Source organism: Paraburkholderia sp. SARCC-3016 (assembly GCF_031119615.1).
GTDB lineage: Bacteria > Pseudomonadota > Gammaproteobacteria > Burkholderiales > Burkholderiaceae > Paraburkholderia.
Window position 1 is genome coordinate 34719 of record NZ_JAVHZD010000028.1, and the last position, 18078, is coordinate 52796.

General features: G+C 62.0%; 10 protein-coding genes and 1 pseudogene. 3 read left to right on the forward strand and 8 right to left on the reverse strand.

The window, feature by feature from the left end:
* Positions 1–86 precede the first annotated feature (86 nt).
* The 3 genes from QYH69_RS25645 to QYH69_RS25655 form a co-directional block, all read right to left on the reverse strand.
* Positions 87–911, reverse strand: coding sequence for a hypothetical protein (locus QYH69_RS25645; RefSeq protein WP_308834612.1), 825 nt, complete (start codon positions 909–911; stop codon positions 87–89).
* Positions 865–3660 (reverse strand): hypothetical protein, encoded by a 2796-nt coding sequence (locus tag QYH69_RS25650; protein ID WP_308834536.1) that lies wholly within the window; start codon positions 3658–3660, stop codon positions 865–867. The genes QYH69_RS25645 and QYH69_RS25650 overlap by 47 nt, the downstream gene beginning before the upstream one ends.
* A 414-nt stretch (positions 3661–4074) precedes the next feature.
* Entirely contained in the window at positions 4075–4413 is a 339-nt protein-coding gene (locus tag QYH69_RS25655) for a hypothetical protein (protein ID WP_308834537.1), read from the reverse strand.
* Positions 4414–4591: 178 nt separating this feature from the next.
* Here QYH69_RS25655 and QYH69_RS25660 point away from each other — a divergent pair, with 178 nt between their 5' ends.
* Both QYH69_RS25660 and QYH69_RS25665 read left to right on the forward strand, forming a co-directional pair.
* Entirely contained in the window at positions 4592–5371 is a 780-nt protein-coding gene (locus tag QYH69_RS25660; RefSeq protein ID WP_308834538.1) for a DeoR/GlpR family DNA-binding transcription regulator, read from the forward strand.
* Positions 5372–5418: 47 nt separating this feature from the next.
* Positions 5419–6573: an MFS transporter gene (locus QYH69_RS25665; RefSeq protein ID WP_308834607.1), complete on the forward strand. Its 1155-nt coding sequence runs from the start codon at positions 5419–5421 to the stop codon at positions 6571–6573.
* Here QYH69_RS25665 and QYH69_RS25670 read toward each other — a convergent pair.
* The 5 genes from QYH69_RS25670 to QYH69_RS25690 form a co-directional block, all read right to left on the reverse strand.
* Positions 6570–7694, reverse strand: a complete 1125-nt coding sequence (locus tag QYH69_RS25670; protein ID WP_308834539.1) for an ABC transporter permease — start codon at positions 7692–7694, stop codon at positions 6570–6572. The two genes, QYH69_RS25665 and QYH69_RS25670, sit on opposite strands and share 4 nt — an antisense overlap.
* A 2-nt stretch (positions 7695–7696) precedes the next feature.
* The gene (gene rbbA, locus QYH69_RS25675) at positions 7697–10483 is read right to left on the reverse strand and encodes a ribosome-associated ATPase/putative transporter RbbA (protein ID WP_374992500.1); all 2787 of its coding nucleotides are present in this window, start codon (positions 10481–10483) and stop codon (positions 7697–7699) included.
* Positions 10480–11556, reverse strand: a complete 1077-nt coding sequence (locus QYH69_RS25680; RefSeq protein WP_308834540.1) for an efflux RND transporter periplasmic adaptor subunit — start codon at positions 11554–11556, stop codon at positions 10480–10482. Before QYH69_RS25680 ends, rbbA begins: the two co-directional genes overlap by 4 nt.
* Entirely contained in the window at positions 11553–13049 is a 1497-nt protein-coding gene (locus QYH69_RS25685) for an efflux transporter outer membrane subunit (protein ID WP_308834541.1), read from the reverse strand. Before QYH69_RS25685 ends, QYH69_RS25680 begins: the two co-directional genes overlap by 4 nt.
* A gap of 422 nt (positions 13050–13471) precedes the next feature.
* A complete protein-coding gene (locus QYH69_RS25690; RefSeq protein WP_308834542.1) occupies positions 13472–15019 on the reverse strand; it encodes a methyl-accepting chemotaxis protein in 1548 nt (515 codons plus the stop codon).
* A gap of 319 nt (positions 15020–15338) precedes the next feature.
* On the opposite strand from QYH69_RS25690, the pseudogene QYH69_RS25695 reads away from it, so the two are divergent.
* A pseudogene (locus tag QYH69_RS25695) lies at positions 15339–18022 on the forward strand (excinuclease ABC subunit A).
* Positions 18023–18078 lie beyond the last annotated feature (56 nt).

Consider the following 18078-nt stretch of genomic DNA (forward strand, 5'->3'; position numbering starts at 1 on the left):
GGGCGAGCGTTGCGATAACGGGCATCGCAAACGCTCGTACAGTAAACAGACAGCGAGGCAAATGCGACCATTTGTTAAAAAAATGGCTAGTGTGCCATGCTTGAAGGGACGGTGTCTCCAAGTTCCCTGGAGATATACGCAGAGTCTTCAAAATCACCCAATCTTTGAAGTTCAATTTGAATATTTTTATACGAATCCCTGTTATCGGCCTTTGGAGGATCGCACGCCATCAGATTTGCGATTCCCAGATTCGAGGAGATTAGATCGCGAATCGAAACACGGACTGATCGATACTTGTCATCTGAGTATTCTTTCCACAGAGTATTTGCTTTTTTGAATTGATATTGAACCATCGGCGTATTTGTGTCGTATTTCAACCCATGCACTATCCAACGGTCGTCTCGCTTATCCCATTCCCCTCCGCATAGATCGCCAGTTTCGTTACTGACGAGGCAGCCGCTTGTTGTTTTCAATACCGGGCAGTATTGCCTGCTTTGTATTCGCGCTGTTTCTTCTGCGCCTGTTTCTAAAAGACCGACTCTTAAAATGTCAATTACCACGTACCTGCCGGTGGGCGATATTCGAAGCGGGTATGAATCGTCAAACAGTACTCCATTTAAGGATTTTAATGCCTCAAGCGGGAAAAGCCTGGATCGTTGACCGTCCGAGTTGGAGTACACTGCCGTTTTCCAACCCCTCCCTAATTTCTCTTGTTCTTCAGGTGTTACTGGCGATGAAAAAGCAAGCGTTGCACCATTCGGAAACGTGATGACGTCCGCGCTTGCCACGCATGAGGACGTGTAAAGAAGCAAGGCTATTGACAGACCTTGAATGCTTTCAAAGATGTGCATTGGATTTTTCATTTTACGAAAGACTACCTGCAAGCGCAAAATACCTTGCGGGGGCGACATTGATGCCGTTGATTCTGGCCATACTCCGATTTGGACCATATATTTGCAATATTTCCGACTCATATAATTTATGCTTTTGTCCCCATTCTTTCGGATTCTTGGAAACCGATGAGCGAATGGCAAAAAAACTGTTCAATGCCCAGCCGATGTCTCGCGCTACAAACGCTGGCCGATTGATGCTTTGATCAAGCGCGGTCGCGCGTCCGAGATCAGAAAGAAAGAACTCGCCTACGGAGTGCTGGTACTGGGACGGGATCGTCGGCAAAACTACGTTTCTCAATCGATCGATGAAATCCATCAGCTGATGTCGTTCATACGACTTGGCGGAAATCGCTTGAACGATCGCTGCCAACGGGATGCTGCTGATTTTCTTTCCGAAATTCTCTTTGGAACAATCGATCCGTATAAGCGTCCGCAACGGTTCGCCTGTAATTTTTAGATCGTTTGTGAGCGCCGGATGGGCATAATGCATAATAGCGGACCTGCCGACACCCTCTACGGTCCAACCGCATTGCTCGAACAGGTCGCGATAGCCGGCTTCATCTGATTGTTTGAATCGTGCGACCTGCTCTGGAAATTCGCCGCCTCCAGATGAATTAATAGTCTTCTGCATTGCCCCAGCAGTTACGATTTCGCTGTCGTATGAATGTACCGTGTCAAGTCTTCCCTCGTTCATCGAGATAGCGACCAGTATTCGGCGTTCACTTTGCGATATCTCTCCAGCGCTTACCATTTCGCTCAAGGCGGTTGTCTTGTCCATCGGACGCAATCCGGAATAGACAGGACCGTAATTGGTGCCCAGTCGCGTCACCTGGAAACCGCTCTCGAGGCAGCATCCACAGCGGCAGGCTTCGACGTTCAAGCTGAAATTGGCGCTTAGCGCAATCGGATGAATATGAAACACATCCGGTTCCGGAAAGCCCGGCACCCGAGCCTTCACCTCATCCCACCACGCAAGCTTGCCGATCCGCTTTAGCTCTTCCTCGCGCTGCGGCTTCGTGCCCGTGCGCTGGTCGAGTTCCGCAATCAGCTTCGTCCATTTGGCCGGGTTCGCCCACTCGCTCCCGTGCTTCACGATCAGCCGCGACGCAGCCTGCACGAGCCACGGATAACCGCCCCGTTCGGTGTTCGACAGCGAGCACAGCTCGACGGCCGCCTGCCGGCCGTCGCCGCGCGTGAACAGCGCGTCGTACACCTTCAGCATCAGTGGACTGAGCTTCGCGCGCGAGGCCGTGTCGGCCACCTCGGCATGACTCGCGTAGTCGATCCATTGCGCAGAGTTCGCAAAGATCGTATGGGTCGCATCGTGAGCGTCCTCGATGCACCGGAAATCGATCCACTTGCGCGAGAATTCGCGCGTGACCATGCCGCCCCTGTGGTTCGACTCCCGTACCCAGCCCTCGATCGGATGCCCCAGCATATTCGCGCTCTGGACAAGCCACCAGTTCACCGTGCGCTGCTGGAGCGGGTCCGGCTTCGGTTCCGCGTAGTGCCGGCTTCTGTCCCGGGCGAGCCCGGCCAGCGGGTAGACCTGGACCACATCGGTCTTCCTCGACTGCGGCTCCACCCCTTCGGCGAACGTATCGCCGTTACGCTGGTTCAGCACCGTGTTCGGCCCGATCCGCAGGATGGTCGGATCGGCGGGCAGGCCCAGCTCGCTCCAGTCCTCCCTGTGCGGGCCATGCTGCGAGATCCACGCGCGGCTCTGCTCGATAAACGGCCTGATGCTGTCGTCGCAGAACACTTCGATGTGGGCCATGCGTGTCCCGCTCGCGCCGCCTTCGGTCAGCGCGTCATAACGGCCCATGTGGCCGATCGGCTCGCCTGCCCTGATGCAGAAGCCCGCGCCTTGCGCATCGTCCGGCCGGCAATCCGCAGCCGCGGTGATCACCACCTGGTCGAATGCTGCGTCCGGGAAGACTTCATCAACCAGTGGGCCGCCGTTTTCCTGACCCATGCAGATCCATCCGCCGACCGCCGCCGACGCTGAAACGAACGTTCCGGCAATCGGTGGATGCAGCTGCGCGCCGTGCAGGTCCTTCAGCTGCCCCCAGCCCTTCTCCTTCTTTCCGATACTGACGCTGGCGCCCTGCGGCAGGATGCCGATCGCGTTGCTGTGCGGCGTCGGCGCAGTGCGTACACGCAGGCCCAGCTGCCTCGCGTCCGCTGCCTGTCCGTTTCTGCCGATGACCGGTCTGTCACGCGCGAAAGAGGTGACCAGCCACTGCCTCGTCCAGTAGGACGGTTTTCCCCGCGCCGGGAAATTCGCATAGTCCTCATCGGACATCAGGTGCATGTACAGGCTGTAGAACGTCAGCGCCGAGCCGCGCGGGAACTCCATCGAGTGGCGCAACAGCGCAAAGCCGGTGCTGTACGGCGCGCGAAGCGTGGCGCCGCCCGGCGCGGCAAACTCGCTGACCGGGTAGGCGCGGTTGGCGCGATAGGCGATCAGATGACCGTCGGCAAGCGCACGCAGACCCGCATCGAGGTCCATTGCCCGGCCCGCACCGGCCTCGGTGACGTGGATGCCGCCATGCCACATGCCGCTCCTGCTGACGGGATACGAGCCGGACGGCTCGCGTTCGGCCAGCAGACGGTGAAGCTCGTGCTCGTCCGTAAACGGCGACGCCTTCTGCGCCTTGCCTTCGGCTTTGCGCAGGAACGGAAAGGCAAACTGCAATTGCCGCAGTCGAGGTTGTGCAGGTTGAGAAGCTTGCGCTGGCTTCTTCGGCGTGTGCTTTGTTGTCATGAGTCAGGCTTATTCAGAAAATCCGAAGCCGATCGCTCTCAACGTCGGTTTCGATTGAGGTCATCTCTGAGGTTGCGTGTACCGAGGGCAGAAATGTCCCGCTTTTTATGGGACATATTCAGAAGTGGCGTGAGTCACATCGTCCGCACAATCGGCACGGAAGAAACTAATCGCCAAACAGCGCGGCGTCCATCCTGTCTGCCTGAAATTGACAAATCTTTTCAATGGAGCCGAGACGGTACGCGGGCAATTCGCGCCCGGATCTCGATGAGCCTGGAGTTCAGTGATTGATGCGCAAGCACTTGAGACGTGCGTGTTTGATTAGCTAAACGAAAGGCCACTGCCCGTTAGGGCAGCGGCCTTTTGCAAACAGGTGCTATCTATGCCACCTGTTTGTCTTCTTAACGCTTCCTGTTATTGCCCGGCAGCCGGTGATTTCACACTCGGGGTCGCCAGCGTGTTGTTAGTCGCGGGAGCCGGCGTATCCGCCGGTGCGCCACTGTTCGCCGCGGGCAGGCCCGAGTTCGGCTTTCTCGTCATTGCACCGCTGTCCGAGTTGCTGGAACCCGGCGTGCCGTAGCTATTGGTCGCGCCGTTCATCTGATTCGACGGGCTAGCCGTGCTGCCGTTCGACGAACCGGCGCCGCCTGCGCCGCCTGCACCGCCCGCGCCGCCGGCCGATTGTGCATAAGCAGCGCCCGACAGCGCGAGTGCGGCAGTGGCAGCGATCAATATGCGGGATGCGTTCTTCATGATCCGTCCTCCTTAATTGGATTGAAATGTCGACGCAAACAAACGCTGTTTGCTTAACGACGAAGACGAGCAACCGCCGTGCCGCGTATTTCGATCTGGATACCTTCCCAATTTCTTCGACATGATATGCACGTTTATGCACGTTTACATTCCGGATTGTGCACGGTAAGATGTGCCCATGAACGACAACATTCCCGTTGCACGGCGCGACGAAATTGCTCATCGGCTCGCTCAGGGCCAGCCGGTCGTGGCGGCCACGCTCGCTGTCGAATTCAATATTTCGGAAGACGCGATTCGCCGGGATCTCCGTGCGCTTGCGGCCGAGGGGCTGTGCCGCCGGGTCTATGGAGGCGCGTTGCCCATCACGCCCGCGTCCGCCCCGATGACAGCCAGGATGGTCGAAGCACGTGAACGAAAAATGGCGTTGGCTCGCGCAGCAGTGCGGCTTATCGAGCCAGGCGAACTTCTGTTTCTCGACAGCGGCAGCACGAATCTCGCGCTCGTCGAGGTGCTGCCGGAGGAAAGCGAGCTGAGCGTCGCCACCAATTCCATCGATATCGCCGCTGCCGTCCTTCACCGCGGCGATCTGCAACTCATCATGATAGGAGGCGCAGTCGATGCGGCAGTCGGAGGATGCGTCGATGCCGGTGCGGTGCGCAGCATCGAGCAGATGAATATAGACCGATGCTTCCTCGGCTCGTGCGCGATATCGGCAAAAGGCGGTATCAGTGCTTTCAATCTCGCCGACGCCACGTTCAAGCGCGCTGTCCTCGCGGCAAGCGCGCACAGCGCGGTGCTGGCGACCACCGATAAATTCACCGCTCGTGCGTCTCATCGGGTCGCAGCCATGGCGGCGATCGAATGCATCGTCGTCGAACACGATTTGCCTCGTGCGGAGCGTGCGTCTCTCTCCAAGGCAGGGCCAAAGGTCCTGCCTGCATTGCCGGCCGATCTTTAGGCATGCGGCAAAGCCCAATGGAACCGAAAATGTCCATATCGAGTGAGATGAATTCGAATCGGCCGGCCGCCCGATTCGCCACCCGCCTTGCGTTTCTTGTAGCCGGTTTCGGTGTTGCGTGCTGGGCGCCGCTCGTGCCATTCGCGAAGGATCGGGTTGGCGCGAGTGACGGGCTGCTTGGCATGCTGTTGCTTTGCCTTGGCTTAGGATCGGTGATTGCGATGGTATTCACCGGTGCACTGAGCGCGCGATATGGCAGCAAGCCCGTCATCGCAGCGGGAGGGATCGGGCTAGCTGTAGTTCTTCCGTTGTTGACCCTGGTGAGTACGCCGCTTACGCTGGCCATCGCCTTGCTTGCGTTCGGCGCGTGTCTTGGCTCGCTCGATGTCGCCATGAATGTCCACGCAATTGAAGTCGAACGCATGGAAGCGCGCCCGTTGATGTCGGGTTTTCACGCGCTATTCAGCGTCGGCGGATTCTTCGGCTCGACGTTGATGACATTTCTGCTTTCGATGCAGATGGGAACACTCGCCAGCACCGTGCTCTGTGCTGTTCTGATGTTCGCCGCAATCGTGATCGCGCAACCGCGGCTGCTCGATACGGCCCAGCAGAATGACGCCCCGCTGTTTGCCATCCCGCGTGGTGTCGTTCTGTTGCTGGCGGCACTTACGGCCATCACGTTTCTCGTTGAGGGTGCGTTACTCGACTGGAGTGCGTTGCTCATTACCGGCAAAGGGATCGTCGATGCAGCGCGCGGCGGAATGGGCTATATGCTGTTCTCCATAGCGATGACAGTGGGCCGTTTGAGCGGCGATGCAATAACGGCACGCGTTGGCGATCGCATGGTGATGTTCTGGGGCGGTGTTGTCGCCACGGTAGGTTTCGTTGTCTTGCTGATCGCAACGATACCTGTCGCTGCAATGTCCGGTTTCCTGCTGATCGGCCTCGGCGCTTCCAATGTGGTGCCCGTTTTGTTTCGCAAAGCGGGCGCGCAGCGCGTGATGCCATCTGCGCTTGCCGTCGCGGCGATCACGACCACCGGCTATGCCGGAAATCTTCTGGGCCCGGCAGGCGTTGGCTTCGTCGCTAATCATGTTGGGTTGGCCGGTGCATTCTGGATATTGGCCGCGCTGCTCTTTCTCGTTCCGTGTTGCGCACGGTTGGTGACAAGCAGGCGGGCAATTTCTTCCGGGGCCAGCTAGGCCATCTGGCTAATCGTTCTGCGAAACCTGTGCAGGGACAGCGCAAACAGCGTTGCGCCGATCGCAATCAATGCGCAGAACGGTCTCCACACCATGTCGATCCCAGCGCCCCGATAAAGGATGGCCTGCCCCAGTTCGACGAAATGTGTGGTGGGCGCCGCGAGCATGAGGTCACGCACGATTTGCGGCATGCTCTCCCGCGGCGTTATGCTGCCCGAGAGCATCTGCATGGGCAACAGCACGAGCACGATCAGCATGCCGAACTGCGGCATGCTGCGTGCGAGCGTCGCGAGGAAAATGCCCATCGACGTGGTCGCGAACAGATGCAGCGCGGCGCCCAGCATGAACAGCGCGACCGATCCCTCGACCGGCACGTGCAGCACGCCGCGTACGACGAACGTCAGCGAAAATGCCGCCGCGATCATTACCACGAGCCCCATCGACCAGACCTTCGAGAGCATGATTTCCACTGGCGTGACGGGCATGACGAGCAAATGCTCGACGGTGCCGTGTTCGCGCTCCCGGATCAGCGCCGCGCCCGTGAGAATGATCGACAGCATCGTGACGCTGTTGATCACTTCCATCAGCGCGCCGAACCGCACATGTTCGAGATTCGGGTTGAAACGCATGTGCATGGCGATATCGACAGGCAGCGTCGCAGTGGCACGATAGCGCCGTGCGAATGCATCGACCTCGCCGCTCACGATCTGCTGCACGTACCCGCTTCCGGTGAACGCTTGACTCATCCGCGTCGCGTCGACATTCAGCTGGATGACGGCGCGGCGGCCCGCGAGGATATCGCGCTGGAAGTTCGGCGGAATGTCGAGCGCAAACGTATAGGCGCCGGTATCGAGGCCGCGGTCGACTTCCGATGCCGAAATCAGCGCGGGCGTTCCAAACTGCGGCGGGAAGAACGCCTCGACGATACGCGCCGAAAGGGGCGATGCGTCTTCGTCCACCACGGCGATCGGCGCCTTGTGCAGCGTATCCGGCTGTGCCGTGGCGGCGGAGTAGATCGACACGGTAAATGTGTAGACGATCAACACGAGCATGATCGAGTCGCGCCGCAGGCTCCACAGTTCCTTGATGCCGAGCCGGTAGATGTTCGAGAGTCGGTGCATGATCACGTCTCCTGCTTGCGTAGCATCGCCATGGCCATGCCCATCACCACCGGTATCGTGATCAGCAGCGGCCAGAACTGCGACTGCAGCTCCGCGAAACCGAGCGCCTTGTTGAACACGCCGCGGCTGATCGTGAACATATAAGTGGCGGGATAAATCCGCCCGATCAACCGGCCGCTGCCTTCCATCGAAGAGAGCGGATTGATGAGGCCCGCGAACTGGATCGTCGGCACCATCGTGCCGATGATGGTCAGGAAAATGGCCGCAATCTGGCTGCGCGTGAACGTCGATGCAAGGAGCCCCAGACCCGTCGCCACGATGCTGTAGACAAGCACGGCGGCGAGCAGCGCGATGAAGCTGCCCTTCACCGGAACGCCGAATGCGAATCTCGCCATCACGGTCATCAGCAGAAAATTGACGAGCGCAAGCAACACATACGGCACCTGCTTGCCGAGCAGAAATTCGGCGCGAGTGACCGGCGTGACGTACAGGTTCACGATCGAGCCCAGCTCCCGTTCGCGCACGACCGCGAGCGCAGTCAGCATCGCGGGCAACATCAGCAGCAACATTGGAATGATGGCGGGCACCATCGCGGGAAGACTTCTCACGTCGGGGTTGTAGCGAAACCGCGTTTCGATGTCGAGCTGGGCGGCAGGGGCCGCGCCGAGCCGGTGCTGCGCCTGATCCGCGAGCCACGCGGCGTGCATCCCTTGCACGTAACCGCGAATCGTCTCCGCTCGCTGCGGCATTGCACCGTCGATCCAGACGCCGATCTCTACGTGTCTGCCGCGCTGCACGTCGCGTGCGAAGTCGGGTGGTATCTCGAGTGCGAGAGAAAGCCGGCCGTTGCGCATGCGCCGGTCGAGGTCTTCATAGCCCGCGAGCGGCGCTTGCTCGGTGAAGTAGCGCGAGCCCGAGATATTCAGCGCGTAGTTGCGGCTCAGCTCGGTCTGGTCGCGGTCGAGCATGGCGAAGCTGAGGTTCTCGACGTCCATATTGATACCGAAGCCCATCACGAACATCAGCACGAGCGAGCCCAGCAGCGCGAGTGTTGCGCGCACCGGATCGCGCCGCAGTTCCAACGCTTCGCGCCACACATAAGTGAACATCCGCGCCGCGCTGAAGCGGCGGGGGCGGGGCGTGCGGACTGCTGCTTCGCGCGGCGGGGCGATCGCTGTCGTCGATGACGCGGTGTCGGGCGCGGCCTCGCCGCCGGCTTCGGCCAGATAGCCAATGAACGCCGCTTCGAGCGTCGCGGCGCCGCGTGCGCGTACCAGCGCGGCGGGTGCGTCGCTGGCGAGCACCTTGCCGGCGTGCATCAACGAGATGCGATCGCAGCGCTCGGCTTCGTTCATGAAGTGCGTCGAGATGAAGATCGTCACGCGGTCCTGGCGGGCCAGGTCGAGCATCAGTTGCCAGAAGCTGTCGCGCGCGATCGGGTCGACGCCCGAGGTCGGTTCGTCGAGAATCAGCAGTTCCGGCTTGTGCACCATCGCCACGGCGAGCGACAAACGCTGCCTGACGCCGAGCGATACATTCATGGGCAGCGCGTCGAGGACATCCGCTAGACCGAAGCGGTTGACCATTTCGTCGACGCGCGCGGGAATCTCATGTTCGTTCACATGGAAAAGGCGCGCGTGTAGCACGAGGTTCTGGCGCACGGTGAGTTCGCTATACAGCGAGAACGCTTGCGACATGTAGCCAACGCGCCTGCGTGTGTCGATGTCGTGGGGATCCACGGCGCGGCCGAACAGCGTGGCGGAGCCTTCCGTTGCCGGCAGCAGGCCGGTCAGCATTTTCATCGTCGTCGACTTGCCGCAACCATTGGAGCCGAGGAAGCCAAAAATTTCGCCTCTGCGGATGCGAAAGCTCACGTGGTCGACTGCGATGAAGTCGCCAAAACGCATCGTCAGATCGTGGGCCTCGATGGCGATGTCCCCCTCATCGACCGCCTCGAGCGGCGCGATTTGCACGGCGCGGTGTCCGCGTCGTCTCGCCTCGGGAAGCAGCGCAATGAACGCTGCTTCGAGCGTCCTGCAGCCCGTTTGCTCGAGAAGCGCGCTGGGCGTGTCAGTCGCGAGTACGCGGCCGGCATCGAGCGCGACGAGCCAGTCGAAGCGCTGTGCTTCGTCCATATACGCGGTGGCGACAATCACGCTCATCGCGGGCCGCGCTTCTCGAATGCGCGCGATCAGGCTCCAGAACTGCGTGCGCGCGAGCGGATCGACACCCGTGGTCGGTTCGTCGAGAATCAGCAGGTCGGGGTCGTGAATCAGCGCGCAGCACAGCGCGAGCTTCTGTTTCATGCCGCCGGAAAGCTTGCCTGCCGGGCGCGCCAGAAACGGATCGAGCCCCGTGCGGCGCGTCAGGTCCCCGATGCGGCGGCGGCGTTCGGTTGCGTCGTGGCCGAAGAGCCGCGCGAAGAACTGCAGGTTCTCTTCGACCGACAGCGTGGGGTACAGATTCTTCCCGAGGCCCTGCGGCATGTACGCGATGCGCGGGCAGACCCGGTTGCGGTGAGCCGCCGACGCCATGTCGCCGCCCAATGCCTCGACCGTCCCGTGCTGCACCTTGCGGGCGCCCGAGGCCAGCGCGAGCAGGCTCGACTTGCCCACGCCGTCCGGTCCGATCAGACCCACCATGCGACCTGCCGGAATGTCGAGCGTGACGCGATCGAGCGCGAGCGTCTTGCGATAGCGCAGCGTCACGTCGCGCAGACGCACGACGGGCGCGCCGCTCGCGTCGCCGCCGCGCGGACCGTTTGCGGCGCACGGCAACGTCGCGTTCACTGCGGCACCCGGATCGACAGTTTCGCCGGCCACGCAACACTCGGGTCGAGCCGGACCCATGCGACGCCCGGCAGTCCCGTCTTGACGAGTTTCAGATGCTGCAGCAGCAGCTCGCGGCTGATCCGCGCTTTGACGCGAAACATCAGCTTCTGGCGCTCGCTCGCGGTTTCGACAGTCTTCGGCGTGAACTGCGCCGTGCTCGCAACGAAGGAGACCGCGGCCGGAATCACGTAGTTGGGCGCAGCGTCGAGCACTATACGCACTTCGGCTCCGAGCGCGACCTTGCCGGCTACCGTCTCAGGCAAAAAGAAGGTCATGTAGACGTCGGAGAGGTCGATCATGTTGAGGACCGTTCCGCCGGCTGCGAGCACTTCGCCCGGTTCCGCGACGCGGTACTGCACGCGGCCGTCGCGCGGCGCGCTGAGTTCGCTGTCGACGATATCGGCATTGACCCGCGCGACGGTGGCCTGAGCGGCCACCACCATCGAACGCGCGGCGACAAGCTGCGCGCGCGCCGCGTCGATCGCGGCCGCCGCAGTCGCGACCTGTGCGTTGGCGGCATTGACGGCGGCCTCGGTGCTGCGCATCCGGGCGCGGTCGTCGTCGAGTTCCTGCATCGACGAAGCGCCTTCGCGCGATAGCGTTTCCGAGCGCGCGAGCTTGCGCTGCGCGGCGTCGCGTTCGGCTTCACGCTGCGTCACGAGTGCCTGCGCGGCGGCCTTGTCGCTCACGCGCTGCGCGACCTGCGCCTCGACGCTCGCGGCGTTGTTGATGGCTTGCTGATGCTGCGCGCGCGCTTCGTCGAGTTGTGCCTCGAGCACGGTGACCTGCATTTTGGCGAGTGGCTGGCCCGCCTTTACGAAGTCGCCTTCGTTCACATAGATGGCATCGACGCGGCCGGCCAGCTTCGTCGCCACGTCGATTTCGGTTGCCTCGACACGGCCGTTGCCGCTCGCGAATGCGTCGCCCGGGCCATCGGCGTGCAGCCGCGTCCACACAAAATAGCCGGAGGCCGCCACGATCAGCAGCGCCGCGACGGCGATCAGTTTTTTTGTTGTGGCTGCAACGTTCATTGCGGCGCGCCCTGTAATGTTGAATGGTCCGGTACCGAAGGCGAGTGGTCGGCTGATGGGGCGTGTTCCAGATTGCCGCCGAGCGCCGCATACAGCGCGACCCGGCTCGACAGCAGGGCCCTGCGGGTCTGCACGAGCGCTTGTTGCGCGTCGAGCAGATCGCGCTGCGCGTCGAGTACTTCGAGAAACGGCGTGGCGCCGCTGTCGTACCGCAGCCGCGCGAGCCTCGCGCGTTCGGTCTGCGCGTCCAGTGTCGCGCGCGCGGATTGAACCTGGTCGGCGAGCCACTCGCGCGCCGACAACGCATCGGCCACGTCGCGAAACGCGGACTGGATGCTTTTCTCATACTGCGCAACCGCCTCTTTCTGGCGTGCCTCTTCGAGACGCAGATTGCTGCTGTTGCGTCCCGCGTCGAAGATCGGCATCGAGACGCTCGGCAAAAAGATCCATGTGCCGGTGTTTGCTGCGAACAGGTCCTGAAGGGCGGTACTGCTGCTGCCGAGTGCGCCGGTCAGCGTGATGCGCGGGAAGAACGCGGCGCGCGCCGCGCCGATGTTCGCATTGGCCGCGCGCAACTGATGTTCGGCCGCGACGATGTCAGGGCGATTCTCGAGCAGTTGCGACGGCAGACCGGCGCCGAGATCGGCGCGGACGCTGAGGTCGTCGAGTTCCGATGGTAGCGACAGTGTTGCCGGTGCGCCGACCAGCACGTCCAGCGCGTGAGCGTCGGTGGCGCGCTGCTGCTGCAGTTGCGCGGCGAGCGTGCGCGCTTGTTCGAGCAGAATCTGCGACTGCATCAGGTCGAGCCTCGACGTCGCGCCGACCTCGAAGCGGCGCCGGAAGATGCGTAGGGATTCCGTGCGGGTCGCAATTGTCCGGCGCGCAATGGCAATGCGCTCGTCGAGTTCGCGCAGCAAAAGGTAACTATCGGCGACCTGCGTGATCAGCGTCAGGGTAGCGGCGCGTTGCGATGCGTCGCTGGCCAGAAAGTTTTCGAGCGCGGCGTCCTTCAGATTGCGCACGCGTCCCCAGAAATCGAGTTCCCAGTTGCTCTCTGTCAGGCTCACGCTATAGCCTGCGCCGTCGATCGGCTGGGTGCCCAGGATACCGCCCGGCGTCCGGAAGCGAACATAGGACGCGCCCGCGTCGACGGTAGGGAACTGATCGGCGCGGCGTACGCCGTATGCGGCGCGCGCCTCTTCGACACGCTGGACGGCAATGCGCAGGTCGCGGTTATGCACGAGCGCCTGCGCGATCAGCGCCTGAAGCTGCGGGTCCGGAAAATAGTCGCGCCAGGCCACGTCGGTGGCGCTGGTCCGACCTGCGTCCGGTGCGTCGGCGGGCCACGAGGTTGCGACCGGCAATGCGGGCCGTTCATAGTGCGGCGCGAGCGACAGGCATGCCGATAGCGACAGCGCGAGCGCCAGGACGGCCGCGCGCAGCCGATAGGCATACTGCTTCAGGCGTTCGCTGGGAGCGGCATCGTTATGCATGGCATGGCTGCGGGTAGGTTATTCGCATCGCCGCGCCCCACGCACGAGCGGTGATGCGTTTGGCAGGCGCGTGGCGACGAGCAGGGCCCCTGGTCTTTATAGCCGCACGCAGGCTACGTATCGTTGATGCAGGTCAACGGGCCGACCGGCCAGCCGGAGATGGAGGGTGTTCTGGGAAAAAGCCGACCTGCAAACGTCTGTGGGGGAGGGAAAGACTCGAGTCCGAAAGTGACCGGTTACTGCTTCATGCTGTCGGCACAGGCGGCTTGCGGCGTGAACCTGGCGGCAAGCAGGTCGCGGTTCATTGCAGGACTTCAACGCGGGTCGAGCCCGCGACCGGATCTCCTAACCATTAGGAAGATGCTGTCGCGAGCAAACGTAGAAAAACACGTGCAACGGGTGCCCCGCGCACCCGCATGGCGCTAGACGGCCATCCGGAACATCGAGACCGCGGAATTCAGATCGCTCGCCTGCGACTCCAGCGAACTTGCGGCCGCAGCAGCTTGTTCAACCAACGCGGCGTTCTGCTGCGTGGTTTCATCCATTTGCGACACCGCCTGGTTGACCTGGCCAATCCCCTTGGTCTGTTCCTCGGATGCGGCCGTGATCTCCGCCATGATGTCGGTCACGCGCCGGATTTCGTGAGTGATTTCGCCCATCTTTGCACCGGCTTCGCGCACGTAACCCGCGCCCGCCTGAACGCGTTCGACCGAGTCATTGATCAATTCCTTTATTTCCTTCGATGCGGTCGACGAGCGCTGCGCGAGCGAACGCACTTCTGACGCCACGACCGCAAAACCTCGTCCTTGCTCGCCCGCCCGCGCGGCTTCAACGGCCGCGTTCAGAGCCAGAATATTCGTCTGGAACGCGATGCTCTCGATGATGCCGACGATGTCAGCGATCTTGTCCGAACTCTCGTTGATGCCCTTCATGGTTTCGACCACCCGTGACACCGCCATGCCGCCCTGCTCCGCGACGGCAACCGCCTGCGAGGCGAGCTGGTTGGCCTGGCGCGCATTGTCGGCGTTCTGCGTGACCGTCGACGTCAGCTGTTCCATGCTGGCCGCTGTCTGCTGCAGCGAAGCCGCTTGTTGCTCGGTGCGCTGCGAGAGGTCCTGGTTTCCCGCTGCGATCTGATGAGTCGCGGTAGCGATCGAGTGGGCCGACACCTTGATCGTGCCGATCGTTTGCGCAAGTTGCGTCTGCATGCGTTTGATCGAGAACAGGAGGCTCGACTTGTCATCCGGCGCCGTCGTCACCGCCGCAGTCAGGTCGTTATCGGCGATCCGGTTAGCGATCGCGGCCGCGTATGCGGGCTCGCCACCGAGCGAGCGCAGGATGCCGCGATTGAGCAGCACGACAATGGACGACAGTGCGCCCGCGAGCACCACCAGGATGCCGAGGCTCCGGTATAGCGACGAACGGAACGCCGCGTCGATGTCGTCGACATAGAGACCTGTGGTAACGATCCAATCCCAAGGCTGGTACGCCGCGGCGTAGATGATCTTTGGCGACGCTTCGGTTGCTCCCGGTTTAGGAAATTCAAAGCCGACAAACCCCTTACCATCGCGCTTGATGGCGGAGACGATATCCCGGTAGAAGTAAACATTGTTCCGATCCTTGACGTCGCCGACAAACTTGCCGATCGACGCCGGCTGGATCGGGTGCATCAAGATCGTCGGGTTCGAGTTGAGCACGACAAAGTAGCCCTCATCGCCGTACCGCATGTTACGGATGCTATCCATCGCATGTCGCTGGGCTTCCGCCACAGGCATGCTGCCGGAGTTGGCCTGGTCGCCAAAATTCCTGACCACGCTGAGCGCGATTTCCGATGCGTGTATCAGTTCGTCTTTACGCTCGGCGAGGCGTATGTCGCGCGTTTCGTAAGCGTTGTAGACCGATATGCCGGCTAGACAGAGCACGCCCAGAATCAGCGGCAGCCACAGCTTTTGAGCAAACGACAGCTTCATATTACAGAACCCCATTCGTGTAAGCGTCACGGTCTGTCTGTTCTTCTGGACGCGCTTCCGGAACTATGTGTGCCAAGTAACAGGTAAACGGCTTCGTTCCCAAAATCTGAAGGGCGGTTTCGGGTCTCATTGCTTCCGACGCGGACCGGATCTGCTCTCGATCGAAGCAAGGAGATAGTCGAGAAAGGTGTTTGAAAACTCGTTTAGCAGACGAATCGATGTTGTCTGGACGCATAGCCACATCGCCACAAACCCCCGGGCATGTTCCGTGCAACTTCACTAGCGTTGGCAAGGCCATGCTTATTCGCTCCGCATCGATATGGACGCCATCCACCACAAAGCTCGCCCGGCAGCGCCGCCGTCCGGGGAACCCGCCTTCACCGGCTTTGTGCGGGTGCGCGGCGCTCGCGAACACAATCTGAAAAATATCGATGTGCAGATTCCGCGTGATGCGCTGGTCGTCTTCACAGGGGTGTCCGGATCGGGCAAATCGTCGCTGGCATTCGGCACGTTGTACGCCGAAGCGCAGCGGCGCTATTTCGAATCGGTCGCGCCGTATGCCCGGCGTCTGATCGAGCAGGTCGGCGTGCCCGAAGTGGACGCCATCGAAGGCCTACCGCCCGCGGTCGCGTTGCAGCAGCAGCGCGGCACGCCGAGCGCGCGCTCGTCGGTTGGCAGCGTGACGACGCTGTCGAGTCTCGTGCGCATGCTCTATTCGCGCACGGGCGACTACCCGCCGAAGCAGCCTATGCTGTTCGCCGAGGATTTCTCGCCGAACACGGTGCAAGGCGCCTGTCCGACTTGCCATGGACTTGGCCGCGTGTACGAGGTCACCGAAAAATCGATGGTGCCCGACGACTCGCTGAGCATTCGCGAGCGCGCAATCGCCGCATGGCCGCCCGCGTGGCATGGACAGAACCTGCGCGACATTCTGGTGACCCTTGGCTACGACGTCGATAAACCGTGGCGCGATCTGCCAAAGAAAGACCGCGACTGGATTCTCTTCACCGACGAACAGCCGACCGTGCCCGTCTACGCCGGACTCACGCCGAAAGAAACGCGTGCCGCGCTCAAGCGCAAGGACGAGCCAAGCTACCAGGGCACATTCACCGGTGCACGCCGCTATGTGCTGCACACGTTCGCGAACACGCAAAGCGCGCTGATGAAAAACGCGTGTCGCAATTCATGATCGGCAGCGTCTGTCCTGCCTGTCATGGCAAGCGGCTCAAGAAGGAAGCGCTGTCCGTGAAATTCGCCGGGCTCGATATCGGCGCATTCGCTCAGTTGCCGCTAGCCAGACTTGCGGGGATGCTCGAACCGATCGCGCGCGGCAAATGGCCCGAGCCGGATGCCGCTCATTCGGGCAAAGACGCCGGCAAAGGCAGCGTGCTCAGCAGGAGCGCCATGCGCGATGCCGTCGATAAACGGATCGCTGCAGGCGGGTCCGCACATAAAGCCTCGCCCGATGTGCGGCGCACACCGAACCTGTCCGAGGAAAAACGCGTCGCCGCGCAACGCATTGCAGCCGAGTTGCTCGAACGCCTGACCACTCTGGTCGATCTGGGCCTCGGCTACCTCGCGCTGGAGCGCAGTACGCCCACACTGTCATCCGGCGAACTGCAGCGTTTGCGGCTCGCCACGCAGTTGTCGTCGCAGTTGTTCGGTGTCGTGTATGTGCTCGACGAGCCATCGGCCGGCCTGCACCCCGCAGACGGCGAAGCGCTCTTCAGCGCGCTGCAGAGCCTGAAGGCCGCGGGAAATTCGCTGTTTGTCGTCGAACACGATCTGCAGATGATGCGGCGCGCCGACTGGCTCGTCGATGTCGGTCCCGCGGCCGGCGAAGCCGGCGGCCATGTGGTCTATAGCGGGCCGCCGGCTGGCCTCGCGAATGTCGAAGCGTCACATACCCGCCGACATCTGTTTGCGCCGTCCGTGCCCGTCGCGCGCGCGACGCGCGAACCGGCCGGCTGGCTGCGGCTCGTCGGTATCACGCGCAATAATCTGCATGGGCTGGACGCCGCGTTTCCGCTCGGCTGCCTGACTGCCGTCACGGGCGTGTCGGGCTCGGGCAAATCGAGCCTCGTGAGCCAGGCGTTGCCGGAACTGGTCGCTAGCCACCTTGGACGCGCCTTCGAAAAACCCGACGACGAGCAGGATCCGTTGCTCGCGGGCGCGAGTGGACCGACCGGCGGCCGCATTGCCGAGGGCATGGACGCACTGCGCCGCCTCGTGCGCGTCGATCAGAAACCGATCGGCCGCACGCCGCGTTCCAATCTCGCCACCTACACGGGCCTCTTCGACCACGTGCGCAAGCTGTTCGCCGACACGCCACTGGCTCGCAAGCGTCGCTACGGCGCGGGCCGCTTCTCGTTCAATGCGGCGCAAGGCCGTTGTCCGACGTGTGAAGGCGAAGGCTTCGTCAGCGTCGAACTACTGTTCCTGCCAAGCGTCTATGCGCCGTGCTCGACCTGTGGCGGCACGCGCTACAACGCGCAGACGCTGGAAGTCACATGGCGCGATAAGAACATCGCGGAGGTGCTCGGCTTGACCGTCGATGCGGCCTGCGATTTCTTCGCCGACGAAGCCAGCGTGATGCGCGCACTGAACGTGCTGCGTGACATTGGCCTCGGCTATCTGCGGCTCGGTCAACCCGCGACCGAATTGTCTGGTGGCGAGGCCCAGCGCATCAAGCTCGCCACGGAACTGCAACGCGCGCAACGCGGCGACACGCTATATATCCTCGACGAACCCACCACTGGCCTGCATCCCGCCGACGTCGACCGGCTGATGGTGCAACTGCAGGCACTGGTCGATGCCGGCAATACCGTCGTCGTCGTGGAGCACGACATGCGGGTCGCCGCACAAAGCGACTGGGTTGTCGACGTCGGCCCGGGCGCCGGCGGCGCCGGCGGCAAGATCGTGGCGACCGGCACGCCGGCCCAGGTTGTGCGCGTGAAGGAAAGCCGCACTGCGGCGTATCTGAAGCGGCACCTCGCAGCATGAACGAATGTCCAGCACAAAGCTCTGCCGGCGCGATTTCGCCAACGGCGCGCCAGGTC